At 43.5% G+C, this 24,471-nt stretch carries 14 protein-coding genes; 10 read left to right on the top strand and 4 right to left on the bottom strand.

Going from position 1 to position 24,471, the window contains the following annotated elements; all coding sequences use genetic code 11:
* Nucleotides 1–20: 20 nt before the first annotated feature.
* Both P3L47_RS13780 and P3L47_RS13775 read right to left on the bottom strand, forming a co-directional pair.
* Nucleotides 21–3,101: a DEAD/DEAH box helicase gene (locus P3L47_RS13780; protein WP_277781155.1), complete on the bottom strand. Its 3,081-nt coding sequence runs from the start codon at nt 3,099–3,101 to the stop codon at nt 21–23.
* 95 nt (nt 3,102–3,196) lie between these two features.
* Entirely contained in the window at nt 3,197–3,904 is a 708-nt protein-coding gene (locus tag P3L47_RS13775; RefSeq protein ID WP_277781154.1) for a DUF169 domain-containing protein, read from the bottom strand.
* A 164-nt stretch (nt 3,905–4,068) separates the two neighbouring features.
* On the opposite strand from P3L47_RS13775, the gene P3L47_RS13770 reads away from it, so the two are divergent.
* From P3L47_RS13770 to asnB, 5 genes are all read left to right on the top strand, one after another.
* Entirely contained in the window at nt 4,069–4,524 is a 456-nt protein-coding gene (locus P3L47_RS13770) for a GNAT family N-acetyltransferase (RefSeq protein ID WP_122374581.1), read from the top strand.
* A gap of 100 nt (nt 4,525–4,624) precedes the next feature.
* Nucleotides 4,625–6,169: a sensor histidine kinase gene (locus tag P3L47_RS13765; protein ID WP_122354152.1), complete on the top strand. Its 1,545-nt coding sequence runs from the start codon at nt 4,625–4,627 to the stop codon at nt 6,167–6,169.
* A 305-nt stretch (nt 6,170–6,474) separates the two neighbouring features.
* Nucleotides 6,475–11,019 (top strand): glutamate synthase large subunit, encoded by a 4,545-nt coding sequence (gene gltB, locus P3L47_RS13760; RefSeq protein WP_277781153.1) that lies wholly within the window; start codon nt 6,475–6,477, stop codon nt 11,017–11,019.
* Nucleotides 11,020–11,053: 34 nt separating this feature from the next.
* Entirely contained in the window at nt 11,054–12,475 is a 1,422-nt protein-coding gene (locus P3L47_RS13755) for a glutamate synthase subunit beta (protein WP_277781152.1), read from the top strand.
* A gap of 13 nt (nt 12,476–12,488) precedes the next feature.
* Complete coding sequence (asnB, locus tag P3L47_RS13750; protein ID WP_277781151.1) at nt 12,489–14,153, top strand: asparagine synthase B; 1,665 nt, start codon at nt 12,489–12,491, stop codon at nt 14,151–14,153.
* 117 nt (nt 14,154–14,270) lie between these two features.
* On the opposite strand, the gene P3L47_RS13745 is transcribed toward asnB, so the two are convergent.
* Nucleotides 14,271–14,609: a cupin domain-containing protein gene (locus P3L47_RS13745; protein ID WP_277781150.1), complete on the bottom strand. Its 339-nt coding sequence runs from the start codon at nt 14,607–14,609 to the stop codon at nt 14,271–14,273.
* 179 nt (nt 14,610–14,788) lie between these two features.
* Here P3L47_RS13745 and P3L47_RS13740 point away from each other — a divergent pair, with 179 nt between their 5' ends.
* From P3L47_RS13740 to P3L47_RS13730, 3 genes are all read left to right on the top strand, one after another.
* On the top strand, nt 14,789–17,008 hold the full coding sequence (locus P3L47_RS13740; RefSeq protein WP_277781149.1) for an alpha-N-acetylglucosaminidase: 2,220 nt from the start codon (nt 14,789–14,791) through the stop codon (nt 17,006–17,008).
* A gap of 317 nt (nt 17,009–17,325) precedes the next feature.
* Nucleotides 17,326–17,904, top strand: a complete 579-nt coding sequence (locus P3L47_RS13735; protein WP_277781148.1) for an RNA polymerase sigma-70 factor — start codon at nt 17,326–17,328, stop codon at nt 17,902–17,904.
* Nucleotides 17,905–17,966: 62 nt separating this feature from the next.
* Nucleotides 17,967–18,989, top strand: a complete 1,023-nt coding sequence (locus P3L47_RS13730; protein WP_277781147.1) for a FecR family protein — start codon at nt 17,967–17,969, stop codon at nt 18,987–18,989.
* A gap of 244 nt (nt 18,990–19,233) precedes the next feature.
* Here P3L47_RS13730 and P3L47_RS13725 read toward each other — a convergent pair whose 3' ends face one another.
* Nucleotides 19,234–19,416 (bottom strand): hypothetical protein, encoded by a 183-nt coding sequence (locus tag P3L47_RS13725; RefSeq protein ID WP_233577193.1) that lies wholly within the window; start codon nt 19,414–19,416, stop codon nt 19,234–19,236.
* On the opposite strand from P3L47_RS13725, the gene P3L47_RS13720 reads away from it, so the two are divergent.
* Together P3L47_RS13720 and P3L47_RS13715 are read left to right on the top strand one after the other, a co-directional pair.
* Nucleotides 19,415–22,684 (top strand): TonB-dependent receptor, encoded by a 3,270-nt coding sequence (locus tag P3L47_RS13720; RefSeq protein WP_277781146.1) that lies wholly within the window; start codon nt 19,415–19,417, stop codon nt 22,682–22,684. The two genes, P3L47_RS13725 and P3L47_RS13720, sit on opposite strands and share 2 nt — an antisense overlap.
* 18 nt (nt 22,685–22,702) lie before the next feature.
* Nucleotides 22,703–24,373: a RagB/SusD family nutrient uptake outer membrane protein gene (locus tag P3L47_RS13715; protein ID WP_277781145.1), complete on the top strand. Its 1,671-nt coding sequence runs from the start codon at nt 22,703–22,705 to the stop codon at nt 24,371–24,373.
* The last annotated feature ends 98 nt before the right edge of the window (nt 24,374–24,471 follow it).

Raw genomic sequence — 24,471 nt, 5'->3', positions numbered from 1 at the left:
TAAAATCTATATTATCATAATCAAACACTCAATCCTTTCAATTTGCAAAAATAAGGTTGTCCCAACCAAACCTTTCCATCACCTACGGCTACGAACCGTAATTTAGCACGTGTCAAAGCCACATTCAGCAAATTGGGTTTGGATGAAGCCCAGGCAGCAGCGCCTTTTGTCTTTTCATCAAGTCCCAAACATAAAATGACACCTGCAGCCTGTTTTCCCTGGAAAGTATGGACCGTTCCGATATGAGCATCCAGCCATTTCTTTAGCTCATCATCTCCGATCGGTTTAAAGGGGGCAAGTGCTTGCTTTATCGGTTGACGCAATTCTTTTTTCAGGACAGATGGTATTTCCGAAAATGGAGAGATGACAAACAAATCCGGTAAATCCTGTAATTGACGGATCTCATCCATAATCATCAGTTTGATGACAGTTCCTTGTTCCGGCACATAATGACGACCACGCACCTGACCCTCAACCTGTACAAATCCATTCTGCATCATCAAATCAGACGAACCTCCCTGAGTCGAATTATACATCATATTATTATATGCGATCTCATTAGCAATGGAAAACATCGGATCGATACAACGGCGGTGAACCCGTAAAGGTGAACCGGTCCAGGTATCATTAGTAATCCAGCCATACGGATTCGCACGGTCAGCCATCGACTGAACGGAAAGTGAAGTATGTATCTGCGTCTTATCCAGTCCAAAATAACGGCTAAAATTATTGATGATCTGCTCCGGTATCGTTACGACAGGCTCTATCTGGAAAGGGTCACCTACAATAACGGCCCGTTTCGAACGCCAAATAGCCCCGGCTGCCGCCTGTGGAACGGCCTGTCCAGCCTCATCTACAAATAACCACGGAATAGAAGCCGCACCCAACGTACTGAACATACGCTGGATAGATGCAAAAGTAGAAGAGACGACAGGAACAACCAACCAAAACGTATTCCACATCGCCTGTATCTCCTTTTCGGTAAGGTCGCCACCCGTTTTCAGGTAATTGAAGAAACCATCCAATGTCGTTTTTATCCGACTCGATGTTGCATTTGCCCGGAGTATAAACAGTTCGTTCACCTTCATCGCTTCGATGAACAATTCGGATTGCAACTGCTTCAGTTTCTGAGAATACCAGGGAGAGGTTTCTTGTGTTTCCTTCGATTCGATTTGTTTCCAAAACGCAGCATCAGCATAGGCTCCTTTTAACTCCTGACGAGCTTTTTCTGTAGAATCTACCAGCTGAGTATATAATGCATTTACTTTATCATAATCCTTTTTACTCTTCTCCTGTCTCTTTTTCAGCTTCTCTATTTCTGAATAAAGCGCCCGTAACCGGGCTTTCTGCTCTGCAATAGTCTCTGTCTGCCTATTGTATTCCGACAAAACAGAAGCCACAGCCTTTTTATATTGAGTTCGTACTTCCTTGCTGAACCAATATGTAAAAAATCCGGGACGAGTAGACTGCAACAGTTGCATTTCACTCTTTATTTCATCCCTTCTTCGCATACCCTCTTCTATTTCAGCAGACAACAGAGCAGATGCATTTTCCCGTTTATTCAATTCTTCCTTATCAAAAGTCAAACGGTTCTCTGCATCTTCACACTGAATCCGAATCTTCTCTCTGTTTTCCTCATCTTTCATAAAACCGGTCAGACGGGATTTCTCTTCCCCGACTTCATGGAGCTTCTTTTTAAAAGACGATACAACATTTAACCATTCTTCTTCTGTGGGTTTATAATCGGCTAACTGTTGCTTTAGCGTATAGGTTTCCTTCTCCGAATTCCCATTCCAGATGCTACCGATCAGTTTTCGTTGATTTTCTTTATTTCCTAATACAGCAGCGATTATTCCCCAATATTGTTCATCCAGACATTCCTCACTAACCTGCCGGAAATATCCAACCTGATCAGAATAACCTTTTACTTCTCCTTTTAAGGGTAGTTCTTTTGAGATATTTTCTACCGCTCCATTATTCGAAGAAGCAACAACAATACCTCCATCACTGATGGAAGGATCCGGTGCATAAATAAACGGAGTATATTTATCACTGACCTGTACCTCACCTATTTTACGGAAAGCCTTTGCCGGATCAGTAAAACCAACCATCTTTTTAGCACGCTTCACCAGAATTGCAGCAATAATATCCCTTAGCAAGGTTGTCTTTCCTGTTCCGGGAGGTCCGTTTACAGAAAATAGTCCCTCTTGTTTCTCGCCGGCCAACTCTTTATTGACAGTATTTACAGCAAACTGTTGCATCAAACTTGCCCCATAAGGAGACGGCCAACAACCATCCGGGTAATTTTCCGGAATCAGACTTTCTTTCAGAATCTCAGGATGCAGGGATAGGTCCGAATGAGCGAAATCTTCATTCAAACAGGCACTCAAATAATTCTTAAATGCTGTATTATAAACTTCTTTTTCATAAGAAGCAATTATCCGCTCCAAATCGTCAATATAGAAACTGTTCAATATATCAGCATTCGATTCATCCGGATCCGAAGGATTATTTTTCTTGAAAACTTCTTCTGTCCGGATGTATATTTCCGTTTCAGGAGAAGTACTCCACTTCAGTTTCCGTATGATTAATGATTGAATATCTTGTAGATTTTCGAGTGTCTGGGTATTTGACAAATAACTCAGAAAGTCTTCAGCCAGTTCTTTCCGGTTCTCGGTTAATTGCTCAAACAGATTAGATTTTAACTGATTAAAATCCTCCGACCAAGTATCGGTTTCCACCTTATCTTCTTCCAACTGTTTCAATGCCCAGGGCATCGTAGAAAGGCCAAATGTATTTTGTATGTATATACCCTGACAATCCAGTTTAAAAGAAGCATAACAAACCTTGGCATTAACCGAATTTGGGTTGACGCTTTCATCCTTAAAGATTTTTTTCACAAAATCGGAAACAGATGTCAGAGAAAAGACACCCAGATAAATAGTGTATTGAATCGTCTTTCTCGGATCTTTTGCTTCCAATGGACGCATCCATGGAAGCTCCTCCCCCAAACGTTTTACACTATTATCTTTCGGAAGAAGAGCCGGAGAAAAATGTTCCAGTTTGTGCCAACAGGAAAGTATATGTTTATAATCTGGCATTGTATTATTTGTTAGCTGTTTCAATTAACCACCAACAAAATTACTAAATCATTTTAAATACAATGCATAGAGGTTTATACAATATCAGAATTTCTTTATTCCATCCTGGCTTTTACCTTTCCCCAGGCATGCGTATCGAACAAACAGCTACTCCGCATTGTATCGTACATTTCCCTGAAACGTGACATAGGTATCATAAAACTTAAAATATCCGGTTCAAAATAAGGACGTACGGAAGGATCGAAGAATCCGATAAAAGTGCGCTTTCCCCCTCTCGCATTCTCAATAACGGCTTGTGTGACTACAGAGCAACAACCGGAGCCAAATAAAGAAGTAACGGCATCCTGTGAATTATTATCGAAAAACGCCCAGGTAGCTAGGCCGGAAAGCATATCGGGTGTTGCCAGAAACAGAATTCCTTCGAGATTATCGAAATTCTCTACTTTATCCATTCGGGTAAAGTTCAGATAATCCATCTTTGCTCTCGGAACTTGCAATTCCTCCAAAAACTCAGAAACGCCTTCAGGGGTTTGTTTGTATTTTTCTTTTAAAGACACAAATCCGGGAATCCGTTCGGGCATCTCTGTAAAGCCGGTATAGAATTTCCCGCCGCCACAACCGATATTTTCCACACTCAAAGTAACCGTTTGCCCATCCCTGACATCCTTCATACATTTGAATAAACATCCTCCGATTTTATCAACAGAGTTTACCGGTTGCTCTGAATACCAAAAGACGATTGGAAGATCCACTTTTTCACCAAATGCTTCACGATAATTATTGAGAAATACCTTTATGTCCATGATCTGATTATTTATTGGTTTTGTCAAATATACGAAAAATTAAATTCTATAGAGTATCTTTGTATTTCCGTAAGAATAAAATTTAAGATTCTTGCGGATAATCACTTTAATAGAATATATAGTATACAGGAAAAGCATTCATTCACCCCATTAAATACAACATCATGAAAATTATATCTGTAAAAGAAAATCCGGCCTACAAAGACATAGCGATCAACTATCTGCAAAGTAAATGGCCTTCTGTGTATCCTGTCATGTATGAGGATAGCATCAATCATTGTATAGATTCTCCGAGTTCTTTTCCACAGTGGTATTTGTTGGAGAAAGATGATCAGATCATTGGCTGTGCTGGACTGATCACGAACGATTTTATCAGCCGGATGGACTTGTATCCGTGGGTTTGCGCAGTGTATATAGACGAAACCCAACGAGGAAATTTTTACAGCAGTCTTTTATTGGAGAAAGCCAAAGAAGATACGGTTAAAGCTGGTTTTAACAAATTATACCTCAGCACTGAGCATATAGGCTTCTATGAAAAGCTGGGATTCAAATATATAGGACAAGGATACCATCCCTGGGAAGACGAATCACGGATATACGAAATAGAAATAAAAGCATAATTCCAACAAATAAAAGATACATTAATTAAATTTTTCGGTAAAACTTCATGCTTTGATTTTGAATAAATACATATATTTGCTTCTAATAAAAATAAAGTTTATGAGAATCACGTATTTTATTATCACCCTCGCAATTTGTTTTTGTACTTCGCTTTTTGCGGAGAACAAAGCAAACGATTTAATGAAACAGGCACAGAACAGCCTGGAACAAAAGGACTTTACCAAAGCCCGTTATCTTTATATCCAAGCTTACAAAGCCTTCTCGAACGAAGGAGACTATACGCAAGCCATTGATTGTGGAACAAAAGCGACATATCTTTATTACCGCGAAAACTACTATCAGGAAGCGTTTGAGCTTTGCCGGCAAATGACCCAGTTTCTGTTGACCGAAGAACAAAAAGCACAGAAAACATTCTACGACCAGCGTTTCCAACTGACAAAAGAACGGCTACAAATGTACATCAAGCTCAAAAATGCAGCGCAGGCCCAACTTCAGTTGAATACTCTGGATAACCTGGTCAGTCAAGCCGGTAGCGACAAGCTCGCCGAAGATTTATTATATACCCAGGCAAGCTATTATTATACCTTCGGACAAAACGATCAGGGAGACGCCAGTTTTAACAAACTGATCAACCAGTTCAAAGACAAAAAAGAATACGACAAAGTGAGTGAATGTTACAGACATCTGATCTCCATTGCCCGTACGGCAAATAATGCTCCGTTAATGGAACGTACCTATGAAAAGTATATCGTCTGGACCGATTCAGTAAAGGCACTCAATGCACAGGATGAACTGGGTGCATTGCAACTGAAATATGATGAAAGCCAGAAAACCATACAGGAAAAAGATGACAAACTATCGGGCAAACAATACATGATAGTAGGTCTCTGCACATTGGTGGTTATTCTTATCGCGGCTTTGGCTTTACTTGCCTTCCTGTTGTTACGTTTCATTGTACTCAACAAAAAGCTGAAAAACATTATCCAGACAACCAACGAGCATAGTGAACAGCAAACCAAATTTATTCAAAGTATTTCCGAACAAATGGAGCCTACACTCAATATGCTTGATATGTCGGCTGGAGAATTACGTAATACAGCTCCCCAACAAGCAGCTTCTATCCAGAAACGTGTAGATGCTTTGAAACAATTCAGCCTGAACATTCAGGAACTTTCTTCTCTTGAAAGTTCTTTAATGGAGACTTACGAGACACAATCCTTCAACATGGGAAGTTTCTGCAAAAAAGCGATGGATAAAGTAAAGGATAAAATACACCCTGATGTAGAAGTGATCGTAGATGCTCCTCAATTGGAAGTAAAATCAAATCCGGAACAGCTGGAACGTGTCTTACTACATTTGTTGAATAATGCTGCTTCATACACGACATCCGGCAAAATATGGCTGGAATTCAAGAGAAAAGGAGCTCATCTTTGCCATCTTATCGTAACAGATAACGGTACAGGAATTCCTGATGAACAAAAAGAGAACCTGTTCAAGCCATTCAACGAAGTCAAAGACCTGGCAGATGGCGACGGACTCGGATTGCCAATCTGTGCTCTGATCGCCAATAAACTGAATGGAAACCTGTCGATCGATAAAGACTACAAAAAAGGATGCAGGTTTATTCTGGTATTACAGATCTAAGAGAAACATTAATCACTTTATTTTCTATATAAAAGCCTTTCAGGAAAACTGGAAGGCTTTTTTGTTATTTATTTGATCATTTCAAAAAGAACTTCTTTCAGATTAAAAGCAAAAAGAACTATACACATTTCACATTGATACCAAAACAACAATTATCATATCAAATAAAAACCATCCATTCAGATAAAGCAAAAAAACGTCACACTTTAACACCACAACGTATATCACAATGAAAGAAACATTCTATATTTGTAAAACAATTTGACAACAAAATAGGCATTACACAAACATAAGGTCAACAAACAATGAAAGAACAGATCTATTTGAATAGAAAGCAGGGATTATATGATCCAGCGAATGAACATGACGCCTGCGGTGTAGGAATGTTGGTAAACATTCACGGAGGAAAGTCGCACGACATTGTAGAGTCAGCCCTTAAAGTATTGGAAAATATGCGTCACCGTGGTGCAGAAGGTGCAGATAACAAGACGGGGGATGGTGCAGGTATTCTATTGCAGATTCCTCACGAATTTATTCTGTTGCAAGGGATTCCCGTACCGGAAAAAGGGAAATACGGTACAGGTCTGGTCTTTCTTCCTAAAGACGAAGCACAGCGATCCGCCATCCTCAGTATTATGATCGAAGAGATTGAAAAGGAAGGACTTACCCTGATGCACCTGCGGAAAGTTCCGGTCAACAGCGATATATTGGGGAAGGATGCCCTGGCAACTGAACCGGATATCAAGCAGCTCTTCGTGACCGGATGCGATAACCAACAGGAACTGGAATTGAAGTTGTACGTTATCCGTAAACGCATTGAGAATAAAGTAACAACCTCTGACCTGCCAGGCAGAAATGACTTCTATGTGACCTCGTTATCCACTAAAAATATTGTATATAAGGGAATGCTGGAGTCGATGCAACTTCGTCATTATTTTCCCGACCTGACAAATAATTATTTCACAAGCGGACTGGCATTGGTTCACTCCCGCTTCAGTACGAATACGTTCCCGACATGGAGCCTGGCCCAACCGTTCCGTCTGCTGGCACATAACGGAGAGATTAATACGATCCGTGGAAACAGGGGATGGATGGAAGCACGGGAAAGCGTACTCACCTCACCTACGATCGGGAATATAGAAAGTATCCGTCCGATCATTCAGCCCGGGATGAGCGATAGTGCCTCACTGGACAATGTGCTGGAGTTTCTGGTCGCTTCCGGATTGAGTCTGCCTCATGCCATGGCGATGCTGGTACCGGAAAGTACAAATGAGAAGAATCCGATATCGGATGAACTGAAAGCGTTTTATGAATATCATTCTATCCTGATGGAACCGTGGGACGGACCGGCAGCTCTGTTATTCAGCGACGGACGGTTTGCCGGAGGTATGCTGGATCGTAATGGTTTGCGACCGGCACGTTACCTGATCACGAAAAACGACATGATGCTGGTAGCTTCCGAAGTGGGCGTAATGGATTTTGAAGCAAACGAGATCAAAGAGAAAGGCCGTCTGCAACCGGGAAAAATATTGATGGTCGATACAGAGAAAGGCGAAATATATTATGACGGCGAACTGAAAAAACAACTCGCCGAAGCCAAACCTTATAAGACATGGCTGTCAAACAACCGCGTGGAACTGGATGAACTGAAATCAGGACGTAAAGTACCCCATACAGTCGAAAACTACAGTAAAATGTTACGCACCTTCGGGTACAGCCGCGAAGATGTGGAAAAGATCATCATGCCGATGTGTACCGGAGGTGCCGAACCGGTCGGTTCTATGGGGAATGATACGCCATTGGCCGTTCTATCCGATCGTCCGCAGTTATTGTTCAATTATTTCCGTCAGCAATTTGCCCAGGTGACCAATCCTCCGATCGACCCGATCCGAGAAGAACTGGTCATGAGTCTGGAAGAATATATAGGAGCAGTAGGTAATAATATCCTTGTGCCGAGTGAAAGCCATTGTAAAATGGTACGGCTGAATCATCCGATCCTGACCAACACGCAATTAGATTTGCTCTGCAACATCCGCTATAAAGGATTCAATGCAGTCAAACTGCCTATGTTGTTTGAAGTGGAAAAAGGACGGGAAGGCTTGAAAGCAGCCCTCGACGAGCTGTGTAAACAAGCGGAACAATCCGTTACCGACGGTGTGAACTACATCATCCTGAGCGATAAGAACGTAGATGAAAAGAGGGCACCTATCCCGTCGCTGCTTGCCGTCAGCGCCGTACATCATCACCTGATCTCCGTACAAAAACGTGTACAGACAGCTCTGGTCGTTGAAACCGGTGAGATGCGCGAGGTTATGCATGCCGCCCTCCTGCTGGGGTACGGAGCAAGTGCCATCAATCCGTATATGGTTTTTGCCATCCTGAAAGAGCTGGAAGGGAAACATGAAATCCAGCTGAACTACGAAACGGCACGCAAGAATTATGTAAAATCCATTTGCAAAGGACTTTTCAAAGTGATGAGTAAAATGGGGATCAGTACTATCCGCAGTTATCGCGGAGCCAAACTGTTCGAAGCCGTCGGTTTGGATGCCGGACTGGCACGCACCTATTTCGGCGGTACGACCAGCAACGTCGGCGGTATACGCCTGGATGAGATCGCCCGCGATGCGACCGTGCTACATCAACAAGCTTTTAACCTTCCGGTTGATGAGATGCTGGAACATAAAGGGATATACAGCTTCCGGAAAGACGGGGAGAAACATGCCTGGAACCCGGAAACCATTTCTACCCTGCAACTGGCTACACGCCTGGGCAGTTACAAGAAGTTCAAAGAATATACCCATATGGTGGACGAAAAAGAATCGCCCATCTTCCTACGTGACTTCCTTACTTTCAAGAAACAAAAATCTATTCCGATCGAACAGGTGGAACCCGCCTCCGAAATTATGAGGCGTTTCGTCACAGGCGCCATGAGCTTCGGCTCCATCAGCAAAGAAGCACATGAGACGATGGCCATGGCGATGAACAAGATACACGGCCGGAGCAATACCGGTGAAGGAGGTGAAGACCCGGCACGTTTCACGCCACGTAAAGATGGCTCGTCACTCCGCTCCGCGATCAAACAGGTGGCATCCGGACGTTTCGGCGTTACTACGGAATATCTGGTCAACGCGGATGAGATACAGATTAAGGTCGCCCAGGGTGCCAAACCGGGAGAAGGCGGTCAGTTACCGGGATATAAGGTCAATGATATCATTGCCAGGACTCGTCATTCCATACCGGGTATTTCGTTGATCTCCCCTCCTCCCCACCATGATATTTATTCGATCGAAGATCTGGCACAACTGATCTTCGACCTGAAGAATGTCAATCCGAAAGCAGAGATCAGTGTCAAACTGGTATCGGAAAGCGGCGTCGGAACGATCGCCGCCGGAGTTGCCAAGGCGAAGGCCGACCGTATTGTCATCTCCGGGGCAGAGGGAGGAACAGGTGCGTCACCGATCAGTTCGATCCGTTATGCGGGATTACCCCCCGAACTGGGTTTGTCGGAGACGCAGCAGACATTGGTTATGAACAATCTGCGCGGACAAGTCCGCCTGCAAACCGACGGGCAACTGAAGACCGGACGCGACATCGTCCTGATGGCAATGCTGGGAGCCGAAGAATTTGGTTTTGCCACCTCTGCCCTGATCGTCCTGGGTTGTGTCATGATGCGCAAATGTCATATGAATACCTGCCCTGTCGGCGTTGCGACACAAGATGAAGAGCTGCGGAAACGTTTTCACGGACGGCATGAGTACCTGGTAAACTTCTTTACTTTCCTGGCGGAAGAGGTGCGCGAATATCTGGCGGAAATGGGCTACAGCAAACTGGATGATATTATCGGACGGACAGATTTTATAATTAGAAAAGGGACGCAGATGACGCAGACGGGCGCGGACCAGAAAGCAACTAATTCCAAATATGATTTACTGGACTTCACGCACCTGTTACATCTTCCGGAACAAGCGGCTCACACAGCTATCCATCATGTGATCAACCAGGTACATCAAATAGAGAATGTGAAAGATGTGGACATCATCCGTCATGCACAGGCAGCCATCGAACAGCAGCAGGAAGTATCGCTCGATTATGCCATCGCCAACACAGACCGCAGCGTCGGCGCCATGCTTTCCGGTGAAATAGCCAAACGTTACGGAAATGCCGGACTACCGGAACATACGCTCAATATAAAATTCAAAGGTTCGGCCGGACAGAGCTTCGGCGCCTTCCTTGCCCACGGCGTTCATTTCCGCCTGGAAGGAGAAGCGAACGATTATCTCGGAAAAGGTCTTAGCGGCGGACGTATCAGCCTGATGCCACCGGTACGCTCCACCTTCGTTGCCGAGGACAATACGATTGCCGGCAATACCTTATTATACGGGGCAACCGGTGGAGAAGTCTACATCAATGGTCGTGTCGGCGAACGTTTCTGCGTGCGTAACAGCGGAGCCATAACCGTAGTGGAAGGTGTAGGAGATCATTGCTGCGAATACATGACGGGAGGCCGCGTGGTCGTGCTCGGACAAACAGGCCGCAACTTTGCTGCCGGAATGAGTGGCGGTGTGGCCTATGTATGGAACAAGGCGGGCGATTTCGATTATTACTGCAATATGGAAATGGTCGAACTCTCCCTGATCGAAGACAGTGCCACCCGCAAGGAATTGCATGAACTGATCCGTAAGCACTACCACTACACAGGCAGCCATCTGGCCGGAAAGATGCTGGACAACTGGGATAAACAGGTAGATGAATTCATCCGGATCGTCCCGATCGAATACAAGAAAGTCCTACAGGAAGAACAGATGAAAAAGTTGCAGCAGAAGATTGCGGAGATGCAGCGAGATTATTAAACTGATTTTTTTTGACATTAGACATTTAAACATCATGGGAAATCCAAGAGCATTCCTCACCATACATAGACAAGAAGCAGGCTATCGTCCTGTAGAAGATCGTATCGACGATTTCAGCGAAGTAGAACAAACACTCAACAGCAGCGACCGCCGCCGTCAGGCTTCCCGTTGCATGGACTGTGGTGTTCCTTTCTGCCATTGGGCTTGCCCGCTCGGAAACAAACAACCGGAATGGCAGGACTTCCTTTATAAAGGACAATGGCGTGAAGCCTATCACGTATTGGAACAGACCTGCGACTTTCCGGAGTTTACCGGCCGCATCTGCCCTGCCCTCTGCGAAAAAAGCTGCGTGCTGAAACTGAGTTGCGATGAACCCGTTACCATCCGTGAAAATGAAGTGGCCATCATCGAAGCAGCCTTCCGCGAAGGTTTTGTTCAGCCGGTCACCCCCGTACGTAACGGTAAACGTGTCGCCGTCATAGGCAGCGGTCCGGCAGGACTGACCGTCGCCAACCAGTTAAACCGCAAAGGATACGAAATCACAGTCTTTGAAAAAGACGAACTACCGGGTGGCCTGCTCCGTTTCGGCATCCCGAACTTCAAACTGAGCAAAAACATCATCGACCGGCGTATCCGCCTGATGGAAAAGGAAGGTATCCGTTTCCGGGTCAACACCATGGTAGGAAAAGAAATCCTTGCCAAGGATATAGTAAAGGAATACGATGCCGTCTGTGTCGCCATCGGAGCTGAAACACCCCGTGACCTGCCGATCGAAGGCCGTAACCTGAAAGGCGTCCATTTCGCCCTCGAACTGCTGGGACAGCAAAACCGTCTTTTGGAAGGTATCGTCATCCCTCCCAAAAGCATCATCAACTGTAAAGGCAAAAAAGTTCTCGTCATCGGCGGCGGTGACACCGGAAGCGACTGCGTAGGAACAGCCAATCGTCACGATGCAGCAAGTGTGACACAGATCGAGATTATGCCGAAACCGCCTATCGGTCATAACCCTGAAACTCCCTGGCCCATGTATCCACAGGTACTAAAGACCAGCAGCAGCCATGAAGAAGGTTGCCTTCGCCGGTGGAATCTCGCTTCCTGCCGTTTCATCGGAGATAAAAATACGTTGAAAGGCGTAGAAGTAGAGGAAGTAGAATGGCATTCATCTGCAAACGGAGGCCGTCCCGAAATGAAACTGACGGGAAAGAAAGAGATCATCGAAGCCGACCTCGTATTCCTGGCCATGGGCTTTGTCCATCCCGAACAGGAAGGTCTTGTCAAAGAGCTTTCACTGGCAGTAGATACCCGTAAAAACATTGTCGTCGACCATAAGCACCAGATAGCCGACAGCAAACTATTCGCCTGCGGCGATGCCGTCAGTGGTGCCAGCCTGGTCGTTCGCGCCATGGCTTCGGGCAGGGAAACGGCAAAAGCAATAGACAACTATCTAACAAAATAAAACAATAACGATTATGTGTGGCATTACAGCAATCTTCAATATCCGTGAAGAAGCCTCCGCCCTCCGTGGCCAGGCATTGGAAATGAGTAAACGAATCCGTCACCGCGGACCGGACTGGAGCGGCATCTACCAGGGACGCACTGCCATCCTTGCCCACGAACGCCTCTCCATCGTCGACCCGGCCTCCGGTGGTCAGCCTCTGAAAAGTAAAGACGGCAAACTGATCCTGACCGTAAACGGTGAAATCTATAACCACCGTGAAATCCGTGAAGAGCTAAAAGACGAATACGAATTTCTGACCGGTTCCGACTGCGAAGTCATCCTCGCCCTCTACCGCAAATACGGTACCGGTTGCGTCGAACGGCTCAGCGGCATCTTTGCCTTCGCCCTCTACGACGAAGAAAACGATACCTACCTGATCGCCCGCGACCCTATCGGTGTCATCCCCCTTTATATGGGTTACGACGACCACGGCCATCTTCTCATCTCTTCCGAACTGAAAGGTCTGGAAGGTTTCGCTACCATGTACGACCAGTTCAAACCCGGCCATTATTTCTATAGCAAAGATATCGACCTCACCCGATGGTACGTCCGTGACTGGATGGATTATGAAAATGTAAAAGAGAACCCCGCCCGTGCAGAAGAATTACATGATGCCCTCGAATCCGCCGTCCAACGCCAACTGATGAGCGATGTTCCCTACGGTGTCCTCCTTTCCGGCGGCCTGGACTCTTCCATCATTTCAGCCATTGCCAGGAAATACGCTGCCAAACGTATCGAAACCGATAACAAAGCCGATGCCTGGTGGCCGCAACTCCACTCTTTCGCTATCGGCCTGAAAGGTGCCCCTGACCTGGCCGCAGCCAGGAAGGTAGCCGACTACATCGGCACCGTCCACCACGAAATCAACTATACGGTACAGGAAGGGCTCGATGCCATCCGCGACGTAATCTATTATATTGAGACGTACGATGTAACGACCGTACGCGCCTCCACTCCGATGTATCTCTTGTCCCGCGTGATCAAAAGTATGGGTATCAAGATGGTATTGAGCGGTGAAGGAGCCGATGAAGTTTTCGGTGGTTATCTCTATTTCCACAAGGCACCCGATGCCAAAGCATTCCACGAGGAGACCTTACGTAAACTAAGCAAATTATACATGTATGATTGTCTGCGTGCCAACAAAAGCCTTTGTGCCTGGGGTGTGGAAGGCCGTGTCCCCTTCCTCGACAAAGAATTTCTGGATGTGGCAATGCGCCTGAACCCAGCAGCCAAAATGTGCCAGGGCAAGACCATCGAAAAGAAAATCCTCCGCGAAGCCTTTGCCGGCATGTTACCGGAAGAAATCGCCTGGCGTCAGAAAGAACAGTTCTCCGACGGTGTAGGCTATAGCTGGATTGACAACCTAAAGAAGATCACATCCGAACTGATCACCGACGAAGAGATGAAACATGCGGCAGAACGTTTCCCGATCAATACGCCTCAAAACAAAGAGGAATATTATTACCGTACTATCTTCGAAGAGCATTTCCCCAGCGAAAGTGCCGCACGCAGCGTTCCTTCCGTTCCGAGCGTCGCCTGCTCCACAGCTGAAGCATTGGCGTGGGATGCTACTTTCAGTAATATGAACGAACCGAGCGGACGTTCTATCAAAGGAGTACATGAAGCGGCTTACTGACCGTGACAATAAAAGTGTTTCACCCTAATGGAACAAGTGTTTCATTACGTTGAAACAACTGTTCCATTAGGGTGAAACACTTTCAAGGTTATAGTCGTCCGGATAACATTCCGGCAGTTATAAAAAATCTTCCCTAACCGGACTAAACGTATCGATCAACACACCGGCTTCCACACATTCGCATCCATGTAAAACACCCGGTTTCATATAAACGCCATCTCCTGTCCTGACGATCTTTGTTTCCCCGTCCGTCGTAAACTTAAACACGCCACTGGCCACATAAGTAGTCTGTGTATGCGGATGTGTATGAGGTGCCCCGACTGCTCCGGTCTCAAACTTCACCTTTACCATCATCAAATCATCATTATATCCCATGATCTGACGCTGCACACCTCCACCGAGGTCTTGCCATTCTATCTTTTCTTCAAATTGAAAATGAGCACTTTCCTGATTCATAATTTCCTTTTCATTAATTCGTTGTTCAATGCGTAAAGATAACTGATAATGTAGTTTTTTCAAATATCCATAGGGTATTCACTATATTTACACGTCAATTATCCGGTATATTAGAATACCACTAATTATTTTACACATGAAAAACATTATATATTGAATACAAAACAAGTTTTTATCAAATGAAATTACGACTGATTTTATGTTGCCTTTTACTATCCCTCGGAAGTATATGGGCAAAAGATGATGTAAGAAAAGCCTCCGAGGCTCTGATCAAACGGGTTATCCCTGAAAAGGCAGCCTCATTTAAAGTGGAAACGATTCAAGCGGAAGACGGTAAAGATCGTTTCGAAATCGAATCCAAAGGCAGTAAGATTATATTACGGGGAAACAACGGTGTATCTGTAGCGTCTGCACTTTATCATTATTTGAAATATTATTGTAACGCGCATATGTCATGGAACGGGGATAATCTGAATCTCCCGTCACGTCTTCCAAAAGTTCCGGAAAAAGTGGCGTGTCCGACCGCTTTCGATCATCGTGTCTATCTGAATTATTGTACCGTCAGCTACACAATGGCCTGGTGGGACTGGGAACGTTGGCAACGTGAAATTGACTGGATGGCCATGCACGGTATCAATATGCCCCTGGCCGTAATCGGGCAGGAAGCTGTCTGGCAAAATACTTTACGCCGGTTTAAAATGAATGACGATGAGATCCGTACATTCCTGGTCGGTCCGGCTTTCCAGGCATGGCAATGGATGACGAATATTGAAACATACGGAGGTCCGCTGCCACAATCGTGGATTGATTCCCACAAAGAACTCGGACAGCAAATCCTGGAACGTCAGCGTGAACTGGGAATGACTCCTATCCTACAAAGTTTCACAGGTTTCGTGCCGATCAAACTGAAAGAGAAATATCCCGAAGCCCGCATCAAAGACAAGAATCGTTGGTGTAATGCGTTTACCGCCACCGTACAACTGGACCCGCTCGATCCTTTATTCAAGGAGATGGGACAAGCCTTTCTGGAAGAACAGCAAAAGCTATACGGCACAAACCATATTTATGCCGCCGATCCTTTTCACGAAGGGGCTGCTCCCAGCAATGAGAAGTCATATCTTGAAGCAGTAGGAAAAGTGATATGGGAAGTTGCCTCCGGTTTCGACCCCGAAGCCATCATAGCGATGCAAACCTGGTCGTTACGTGAAGCTATTGCCCGCACGTTCCCGCAAGATCGTCTGCTCTTATTGGATTTAGGAGGCTGGAACGTAGAGAAGTTCGACAGTTTTTGGAACTACCCGTATGTAGCGGGTGTATTGCATAATTACGGCGGACGTGTTTATATGGGAGGAAATCTGCCATTATATGCCAAAAATGCACATGAATTGAAGAAAAACCCTAAAGGAGGGAATATACAAGGTATCGGTCTCTTCCCGGAAGCAATCGAACATAATCCGGTCGTTTACGAACTGTCTACAGAAATAACCTGGATGCAGAATGCTCCGGTATTGGAACAGTGGGTCATGGATTATGCACGTGCCCGTTACGGAAAACTACCCCAAGGAGCCGAACAAGGCTGGAGAGTATTACTGGAAACGGTATATAGCGATAAAGCAGGTAGATTACCTAGTACAGAAAGTGTTATGTGTGCCCGCCCGGCTTTAAACATCCAAAAAGTGGCAGCCAATGGCGACTTGAGCCGCCCCTATTCTACTTCCCGTTTATGGGATGCCGTCAATTATTTCCTCCAGGCATCCGATGACCTGAAAGCAAGCGACACCTACCGATATGACTTGGTCGATGTCATGCGCCAATGTCTTTCCGATCTTTCCCTGCCTTTACAAAAACAAATAACAGAGGCTTATCAGTCTGGAGACAATGAGAAATTGCAACAGGCAGGAGATCAGTTCCTCACATTAATCGATGACTTCGACCGGTTACTGGGAACCCGTTCCACGTTCTTGCTGGGTAAATGGATAAAAGAAGCGCGTCAATGGGGAACAACCGATGAAGAAAAAGATTTATATGAATGGAATGCACGTACATTAGTAACGGTATGGGGTCCGAAACATCCTTCTGCCCACCTGTTTGAATACTCGAACCGCCAATGGGCAGGCTTAATGAAAAGTTATTATAAACCTCGTTGGGAAAAATTCATCAGTTATCTGAAAGTCCAGCCTAAAGGCGAATGGCGTTATGATGAACAGTATATCCGTAAATCATTGGCAGAACGCCCGGCTTTGGATGCGAGCGATTTCTATACCCGTCTGACCAATTGGGAATATGAATGGGCCTTCAATAAAGAAACCTATCCGGATACACCGCAAGGGGACGAAATCGAAATTGTAAAGGAGCTATATGGCAAATGGCTTCCGGTAATGAAACGAGTAAGTAAATAAGAAAACTGCTTTGCTAATACAAAAGATGCAATAGGGTCATTCAACTATATAATAAAAATTGCATCTTTTGTTTCAGTTCTTGAAGAACTATTGCATCCACGTGGTGCAAATATAGGACATTTTCACAATAAATCGTTAAAAATCTGAGGCTAATCAAATGTGTCTTTTTTTTAACATTTTCTATCCGTGATAGCCTTTTATATCTATCTTTTTTCGTTACATATTGATAACCAATCGATTCGCATTTGTGGTTTTTACCAGAGTTCTTCAAGAACTACATACTATTTAAAAATCATAGCTTCCCCGCCATAAACAAAATGAAGGAAAAGGAAACAAATTTTATTGACAGTTTATTTTGGAAAATTGCGATAAAAGATGATGAAATAGCATTTCGTACTCTTTTTTTTCAATTCTTCTCTCCTTTATGTGTCTTTGCCCACAGATATATCGACCGTTGGGAAACATGTGAGGATATCGTACAGGATACCTTTTTCAAAATATGGAAAAACAGAAAAAACATAGAGATCAATACATCCAGTCGTAACTTTCTTATTACCAGCGTCAAGAACACATGCATAGATTTTCTTCGTAAACAGGAAACAGAACAAAACTGGCAGCAAAAAGAAATCGAGAATAATACGTTGCAATATACGTCCGGAGACATTTACTCGACCATAGAACTGGAACAGATGCTTTCTTCAGCATTAGCCAAACTTCCGGACAATATCCGGATCGTCTTCGAGAAAAACAGATTCGAAAGTATGACATACGCCGAAATTGCCCAAGAGTCCAACATATCAGTCAAAACAGTTGAGGCCTATATGACAAAAGCATTAAAACATCTCCGGATCGAATTAAAGGATTATTTACCGCTGATGATTTTGCTGCTTTGGTAATAAAAACACTCTTTAACATAGGGTCTCCCATAGGTTATACGTCTAATTTATAAAAAGCAAAAGTGGACATTCATACAGAACATATAATAGCATATCTTGAAGGTAAGCTTTCCATAGAAGAAAGAATAGCTTTCGATCAACAAATGCAATCCTCTCCCGACTTCAAAAAAGAAGTAGATGACATTCGTTTCATCTGGGAAACCACGGCTGAACTCAAATTACATAAACAGATAAACACTCAGCAGAACTGGAAAAAAATCTCAAAACAGATTGCTACAGATAAATATAAAAAGAAAATTCTGAGTTTTATTCGGACAGCAGCTGCGGTATTATTAATTCCGGTTTTATTTGCAACGTATACCTTATTCAACACAGTAAGGGAATGGAACAATATACCAGTAGAACAAGTGGAACTGAATACGGCTTATGGCCTAATATCCAAAATCACACTTCCCGATGGTTCTGAAGTATGGTTGAACTCCGGCTCTTCTATCTCCTATCCTAAACGCTTTACCAAGAATAAAAGAAGTGTGCAACTGGCTGGCGAAGCCTATTTCAAAGTAACATCCGATAAATCAAACCGATTTGATGTAACAACAGCCAATGGACTGCAAGTCAGCGCCTATGGCACTGAATTCAATGTAAAAGCCTACGAAGATGAAGATAAAATAGAAGCCACTTTGGCAAAGGGACATATAGAAGTGTCAGAAATTGGACAACCGGTTTCCAGGACACTACGCCCGGGAGAACAAGTGACATATTATAAGAATACCAGTAGAATGGAAGTCGACAAAGTCAATCTGGCAGTAGAAACTTCATGGAAAGACGGAAAGATGATATTCAGACGTGCCAACATGAATGAAGTTGTACAACGTCTTGCCCGACATTTTAATGTTGACATCAAACTGGAAGGAGAAGAATTATATGATTATAAGTATTCTGCCACATTTACGACGGAGACACTAAATGAGATTTTACTTTTGTTAGAAAAAACAGCTCCTATAAAATGTACAGTTATAGAACCGGAGCAAACGTCTGATTTTACGTATTCACGACGTGTAGTTATCATAAAAACAGTAAAGTAAAAATCACCCAAAAAGAAAAAAGTTCATTTTCTCATAGGGTGTTTGCCCACACGTTACGTCTAATATCAAAATAAAGATAAATGTTATAATTGTTAACTTAAAAAAGTATTGTATGAGAATGGAAACCTAAAAGAAAAGCAGAAAAATGCTGGTCACATTTTCCTGCTTCAATCAAAAGAATTACCAATCCGAAAATCTCACCTGACGAATGGTAATCCCCAACCAAGTTATTTTTCAAACCTAATTAAATTTGATAATGTGAATTTATGAAGAATTTATCAAACCCAGAAGGTTTTAAGTCAAATTTTGACTTATTACCAAAAATTCCAATGCGTATGAAACTTGCAGCATTATGTTTGACTTGCTTTTTAAGCACGGCAAGTGCAAGCTCATTGTACTCCCAGTCTGCCAGAATTTCTTTAGACATGAGGAATGCTTCTGTAGAGCAAGTCTTACAGGAAATCGAAGAAAGTTCCGACTTTTATTTTATGTATAATAGTCAACTTATTAATGTTGACCGTAAAGTAAACATTAAAGTAAAGGAGAAATCGATCGAAACTATTTTGAATGAAATTTGTAAAGCCGCAAACATTGAATATAGCGTCAATGACAAACAAATCATTCTACGTCCGAAAAATATGGTAGCAGAAGCTACACAACAAAAGACAAAAACAATCAAAGGAGTAGTCAACGATCAATTCGGTCCTATCACCGGTGCGAACGTATCTGTCGACGGTACTACCATTGGCACAATCACCGACATGGATGGTCGCTTCACTTTGGAAGTTCCGGAAAATGCAACATTACAAGTATCTTTTATCGGTTACCTGACTCAGACCGTAAAAGTGGCAGGACAAACCGATTTTACTATCAACCTACGGGAAGATACACAAAAGTTAGACGAAGTAGTCGTTATCGGCTACGGTACGCAGAAGAAAATGAACCTAACAGGTTCGGTTGCCACCATTTCGGCCGAAAATATTGCTACTATTCCAGTATCCAATATCTCCAATGCCATGGCCGGACGTATGCCGGGTATCTTCTCTTACAATAAATCAGGTATGCCCGGTGCTTCTTCCCCAATCACCATCCGTGGAACCAATACACCCAACAATACAAACCCAACTTACGTAATCGACGGTGTTGTTCGTGAAAAAGCCGACTTCGATGCATTGGATCCGAATACAATCGAAAACATCTCTGTACTGAAAGATGCAGCCTCAGCAGCCGTTTATGGTTCGCGTGCAGCAAACGGTGTGATTGTTGTTTCAACCAAACGCGGTAAGAATCAAAAACCACAATTCAGCTATTCAGGATTATTCGGTACCGAACGATCGACACGCAAGCCAGAAGTGTTGAGCGCATACGATAGAACGGTGTATCTAAATAACAAATTCATGTACAACGGTATTCCTGAAACCGATACTCGTTACTACACCGCCGACGAACAAGAATATTTCAAGACGCATAGTACGGACTGGGTGGATTTAGCTTGGAGAAACCCATTCACAATGCAGCATAACCTGAGTGTCAATGGCGGTAGCGACCGTATTAATTATTACATGTCAATCGGCTATTTCGATCAAAGCGGGACATTCGATAATTTGGATTTCCAACGCTACAGTTTCCGTTCGAATGTGGATGCCAAAGTAGCTGAAAATTTTACGATCGGTTTGGACGTTGACGGAAACATGGGCGATCAGAGGACTCCTTATTGGCCTTACGATTCCGACCAGGAATTGATGAATGATATGTACCGTGCTTTATTGAACTTTCCATCTACAGAACCTGCTTATATCAATGGACAACCCAATGCAACCATTTACAACTGGAATGTATTGGAAGCCATTAAGAACGGACATCGATCTAAAAAGAAGAACACCCTGAATACCAAATTAAGTGCTAATTGGGATATTCCTTGGGTAGAAGGATTGACCGCCAATGCGATGTTCAACTACCGCCGATATTATGAAAACTACAAGACCGTCGGTAAAGCCTATACGTTGTATATGCACGAAACATCCGGTGAACATAACCACATCATCCGCGATGATGCACCCGTTACCGGAACACGTACAAGAACTGAAAACGGGAACTTTGTTCGTAAAGATTTCAACGAAACCAGTTCATACACATTGAACCTGCAATTGAACTATAACCATACATTTGGAAAACATGACATTGGAGCCATGTTCTTATATGAACAATTCGAACAATGGGGAGATAATTTTTGGGCTCAACGCAAAGAATTGCTTTCACCATCTTTGGAACAACTGTTTGCAGGTAGTGCCGATAGCCAATGGAAAGATGCTAGCGGTAACGAATCTGAAATCGGGCGTATCGGTTATGTAGGACGTGTCAATTACGGCTTTGACAACAGATATTTGTTAGAGGCCAACTTTCGTTACGACTCTTCCGTAAAATGGATCCCGGGAAAACGTTGGGGATTCTTCCCGTCAGTATCTGCCGGATGGCGTGTAACAGAAGAAAATTTCTTCAAATCAAATGAAAAACTAAGCTTCATCAACAATTTGAAACTTCGTGCATCTTATGGAACCTTAGGTAATGATGGAGGAAGCGATGTTGCTTATTACCAATATTTGAGTAAATTCAACACTGGTAGCAACGTTGTATTTGGAAGTGGAGCAACCGGTATTCTACCTGGGGTTTATCCTAGTAGAGGCATTACCTGGGAAACAACCACAACGGCTGATGTTGGTTTCGACCTCGGATTATGGAATGGATTATTGAGCTTGGAATTTGATTATTTCCATAAAAAGACAAAAGATATCCTGATGGCTCGTACACGTACGATACCAGAAACGTTCGGTGCCAGTCTTCCGAAAGAAAACTATGCCGAAATGATCAACCAAGGTTGTGAATTCTTAATACGTCACGACAATAAAATTGGTGATGTGACCTACTATGTATCAACCAACTTTTCCTTCGCCCGCAATCATTACACTAAAATTGATGAATCTGCCAATGCTTACGAATGGGAATTAAAAACAGGTCGTCCAATCAACTTTATCACGGGTTATATCGCCAATGGTATTGCCCGTACAGACGAAGACCTTGTCGGTTTACCTCAATATAATGGTGGTTTCAATTGGTCAAAAGGAGACGTCATCCTGCAAGATATACATGGTGCCGGTGGTGTTGGTGGTCCCGATGGAATAGTCGATGGTAATGACAAAGCAGTTCTTTCACTATATAGTAAAGATCCTGAAATCATCTATGGTATCAGCTTAGGAGGTGAATGGAAAGGGTTTGACCTCACAGCATTCTTCCAAGGAGTCGGTCATCGTTCAATCATGTTCCCTAACCGCGGTGATACGTGGACAGAGCAAACGGTTTTAAATATTTGGTCGGATGCCTATTCTCCTGATAATATCAATGGCGAATATCCGCGTGTAGGAGGTACAGGGTCTGTAGGAGCCAATAGCCAAGCTTCTACATTCTGGCTGATGAATGGTAACTATTTCCGTTGTAAAAATATCGAAATCGGTTATACATTGCCTAAGCAATGGATGAGTTCAATCGGTGTAGACCGTTGCCGTTTTTATGTATCAGGGACTAACTTGTTCGTGTTAGACCACATCGGCATTTACGATCCGGAAAATAGTGGCGATCGCGGTGCTTACCAATATCCGTTGACAAAGAGTTTTAACTTCGGTGTTAATGTTAGTTTCTAATCATTTGAGTAATTCGATATGAAAAAAATATTTATTACATGTGCAGCCATTTTGGCTTTATCATCTTCATGTTCCAGCATATTGGATAAAGAAGACTTGAGTTCAATCTCAGAAGAGCAAGTTTGGGTTGATAAAACATTGACAACCTCTTTTCTGAACGCATTATATGCCTCTATTCCGGCATGGGACACCTCCGTAGCTGATGCCTCAGACGAGGCTACCGGTGGTGGATCTTGGACAAACGGTACCATTACCCCGGATAGTCCCATCTGGTACTGGCCGTATGCAAACATCCGCAATTGTAACATTTTTATACAAAATGCATCAAACCCGGAGGTATGTACCATTGACCGTGAACTGGCTGACCGTTTAATCCATGAAGCTCGTTTCATCCGGGCTTACCTCTATTTTGAAATGGTAAAACGCTATGGCGGTGTGCCTTTGATAACAGTACCCCAAGAGATAACAGACGACCTCTTTGTCAAACGTAATTCAACCAACGAATGCTTTGAGTTCATTATTAATGAATTAAATGCTTGTGCAGATAAATTGCCTGATGCATACGAAGCCACTGATTTGGGACGTATTACTAAAGGAGGTGTCAAAGCTTTCTTAGGACGAGTATTGTTGTTCCGTGCCAGTCCGCAATTCAATCCAAGCAATAATATTGAACATTGGCAAACAGCATACGACAGCAACAAGGCGACACTTGACTACCTGATCGGTCAAGGACATGCCTTATACGAAGACTACGGTGAATTATTCTTGGAAGAAATGAACAAAGAAGTAATCTTTGCTATCCGCTATGAAAACCCAACCCGTACACATAACCGCGATGCGGCAGTTCGACCAATCAAATTCTCACAAAATTCTACCGGTGGATGTCATCCGACACAAGAGGTTATCGACCGCTTCCCGACTATTGATGGTGGAACCTACACCTATGCCGATTGGGAAAAAGAAGGTAGCGGAGATATCTTTAAATTGTGGGAAAATCGTGACAATCGTTTCTATGCAACAATAGTTTACCAAGGTAGCACTTATTTCAACGAAAAGATGGAATTGAATGAAGATGCTCGAAATGACTATGCGTATGGGAAAAACATGGGTACTCGAACTGGATATTATTCCAAGAAAGGTATCAACCAAAGTTTGTCGATTGATGAATGTCAGAAATCAGGAACCGATTTCATTGACATTCGTTTAGCAGAAGTCATGTTGAACTATGCCGAAGCAGCAGTTGAGGTAGATAAGCAGAATGAAGCATTCGAGATGTTAAAACAAATCCGTAAACGTGCCGGTATCAAAGAAACCAGCTCCAATCCGGACATGAAAGGAATGCTGTATGGCTTGAATCCGAACATGAATCAAGAAGAAATGCGTGAAGCTGTACGTGAAGAACGTTTTATCGAATTGTTGTTTGAACAAAAACGTTTATGGGATATGCGTCGCTGGATGATCTACGACAAATTAATGACAGGGCAGGAAAAACGTCATGCGTTAGTAATGACCAAAAAGGAAGATGGAGGTTATTCCACTTATCTGTTTGATCGTGATAATACGCCAATGATCACAAACAAACAAATGTACTTCCTGCCAATGAAACGGGGTGAAATGAGCAATAACCCCAACCTGGAACAGACAAAAGGATGGGAAAACGGTACATTCGACCCACAAGCCGGCTTATAAAAACGGCCTTTTCAACTAGCTAAATAAAACGGGAGCTAAGAGTAATCTTTTAGTTCCCGTTCTTTTTACAAATAGACGTCATTTTGAACGATTCACTT

This window comes from Parabacteroides chongii (assembly GCF_029581355.1).
Classification (GTDB): Bacteria; Bacteroidota; Bacteroidia; order Bacteroidales; family Tannerellaceae; genus Parabacteroides; species Parabacteroides chongii.
Note: the sequence above shows the minus strand (reverse complement) of the source record. Positions and strands in the feature narration are given on the sequence as shown.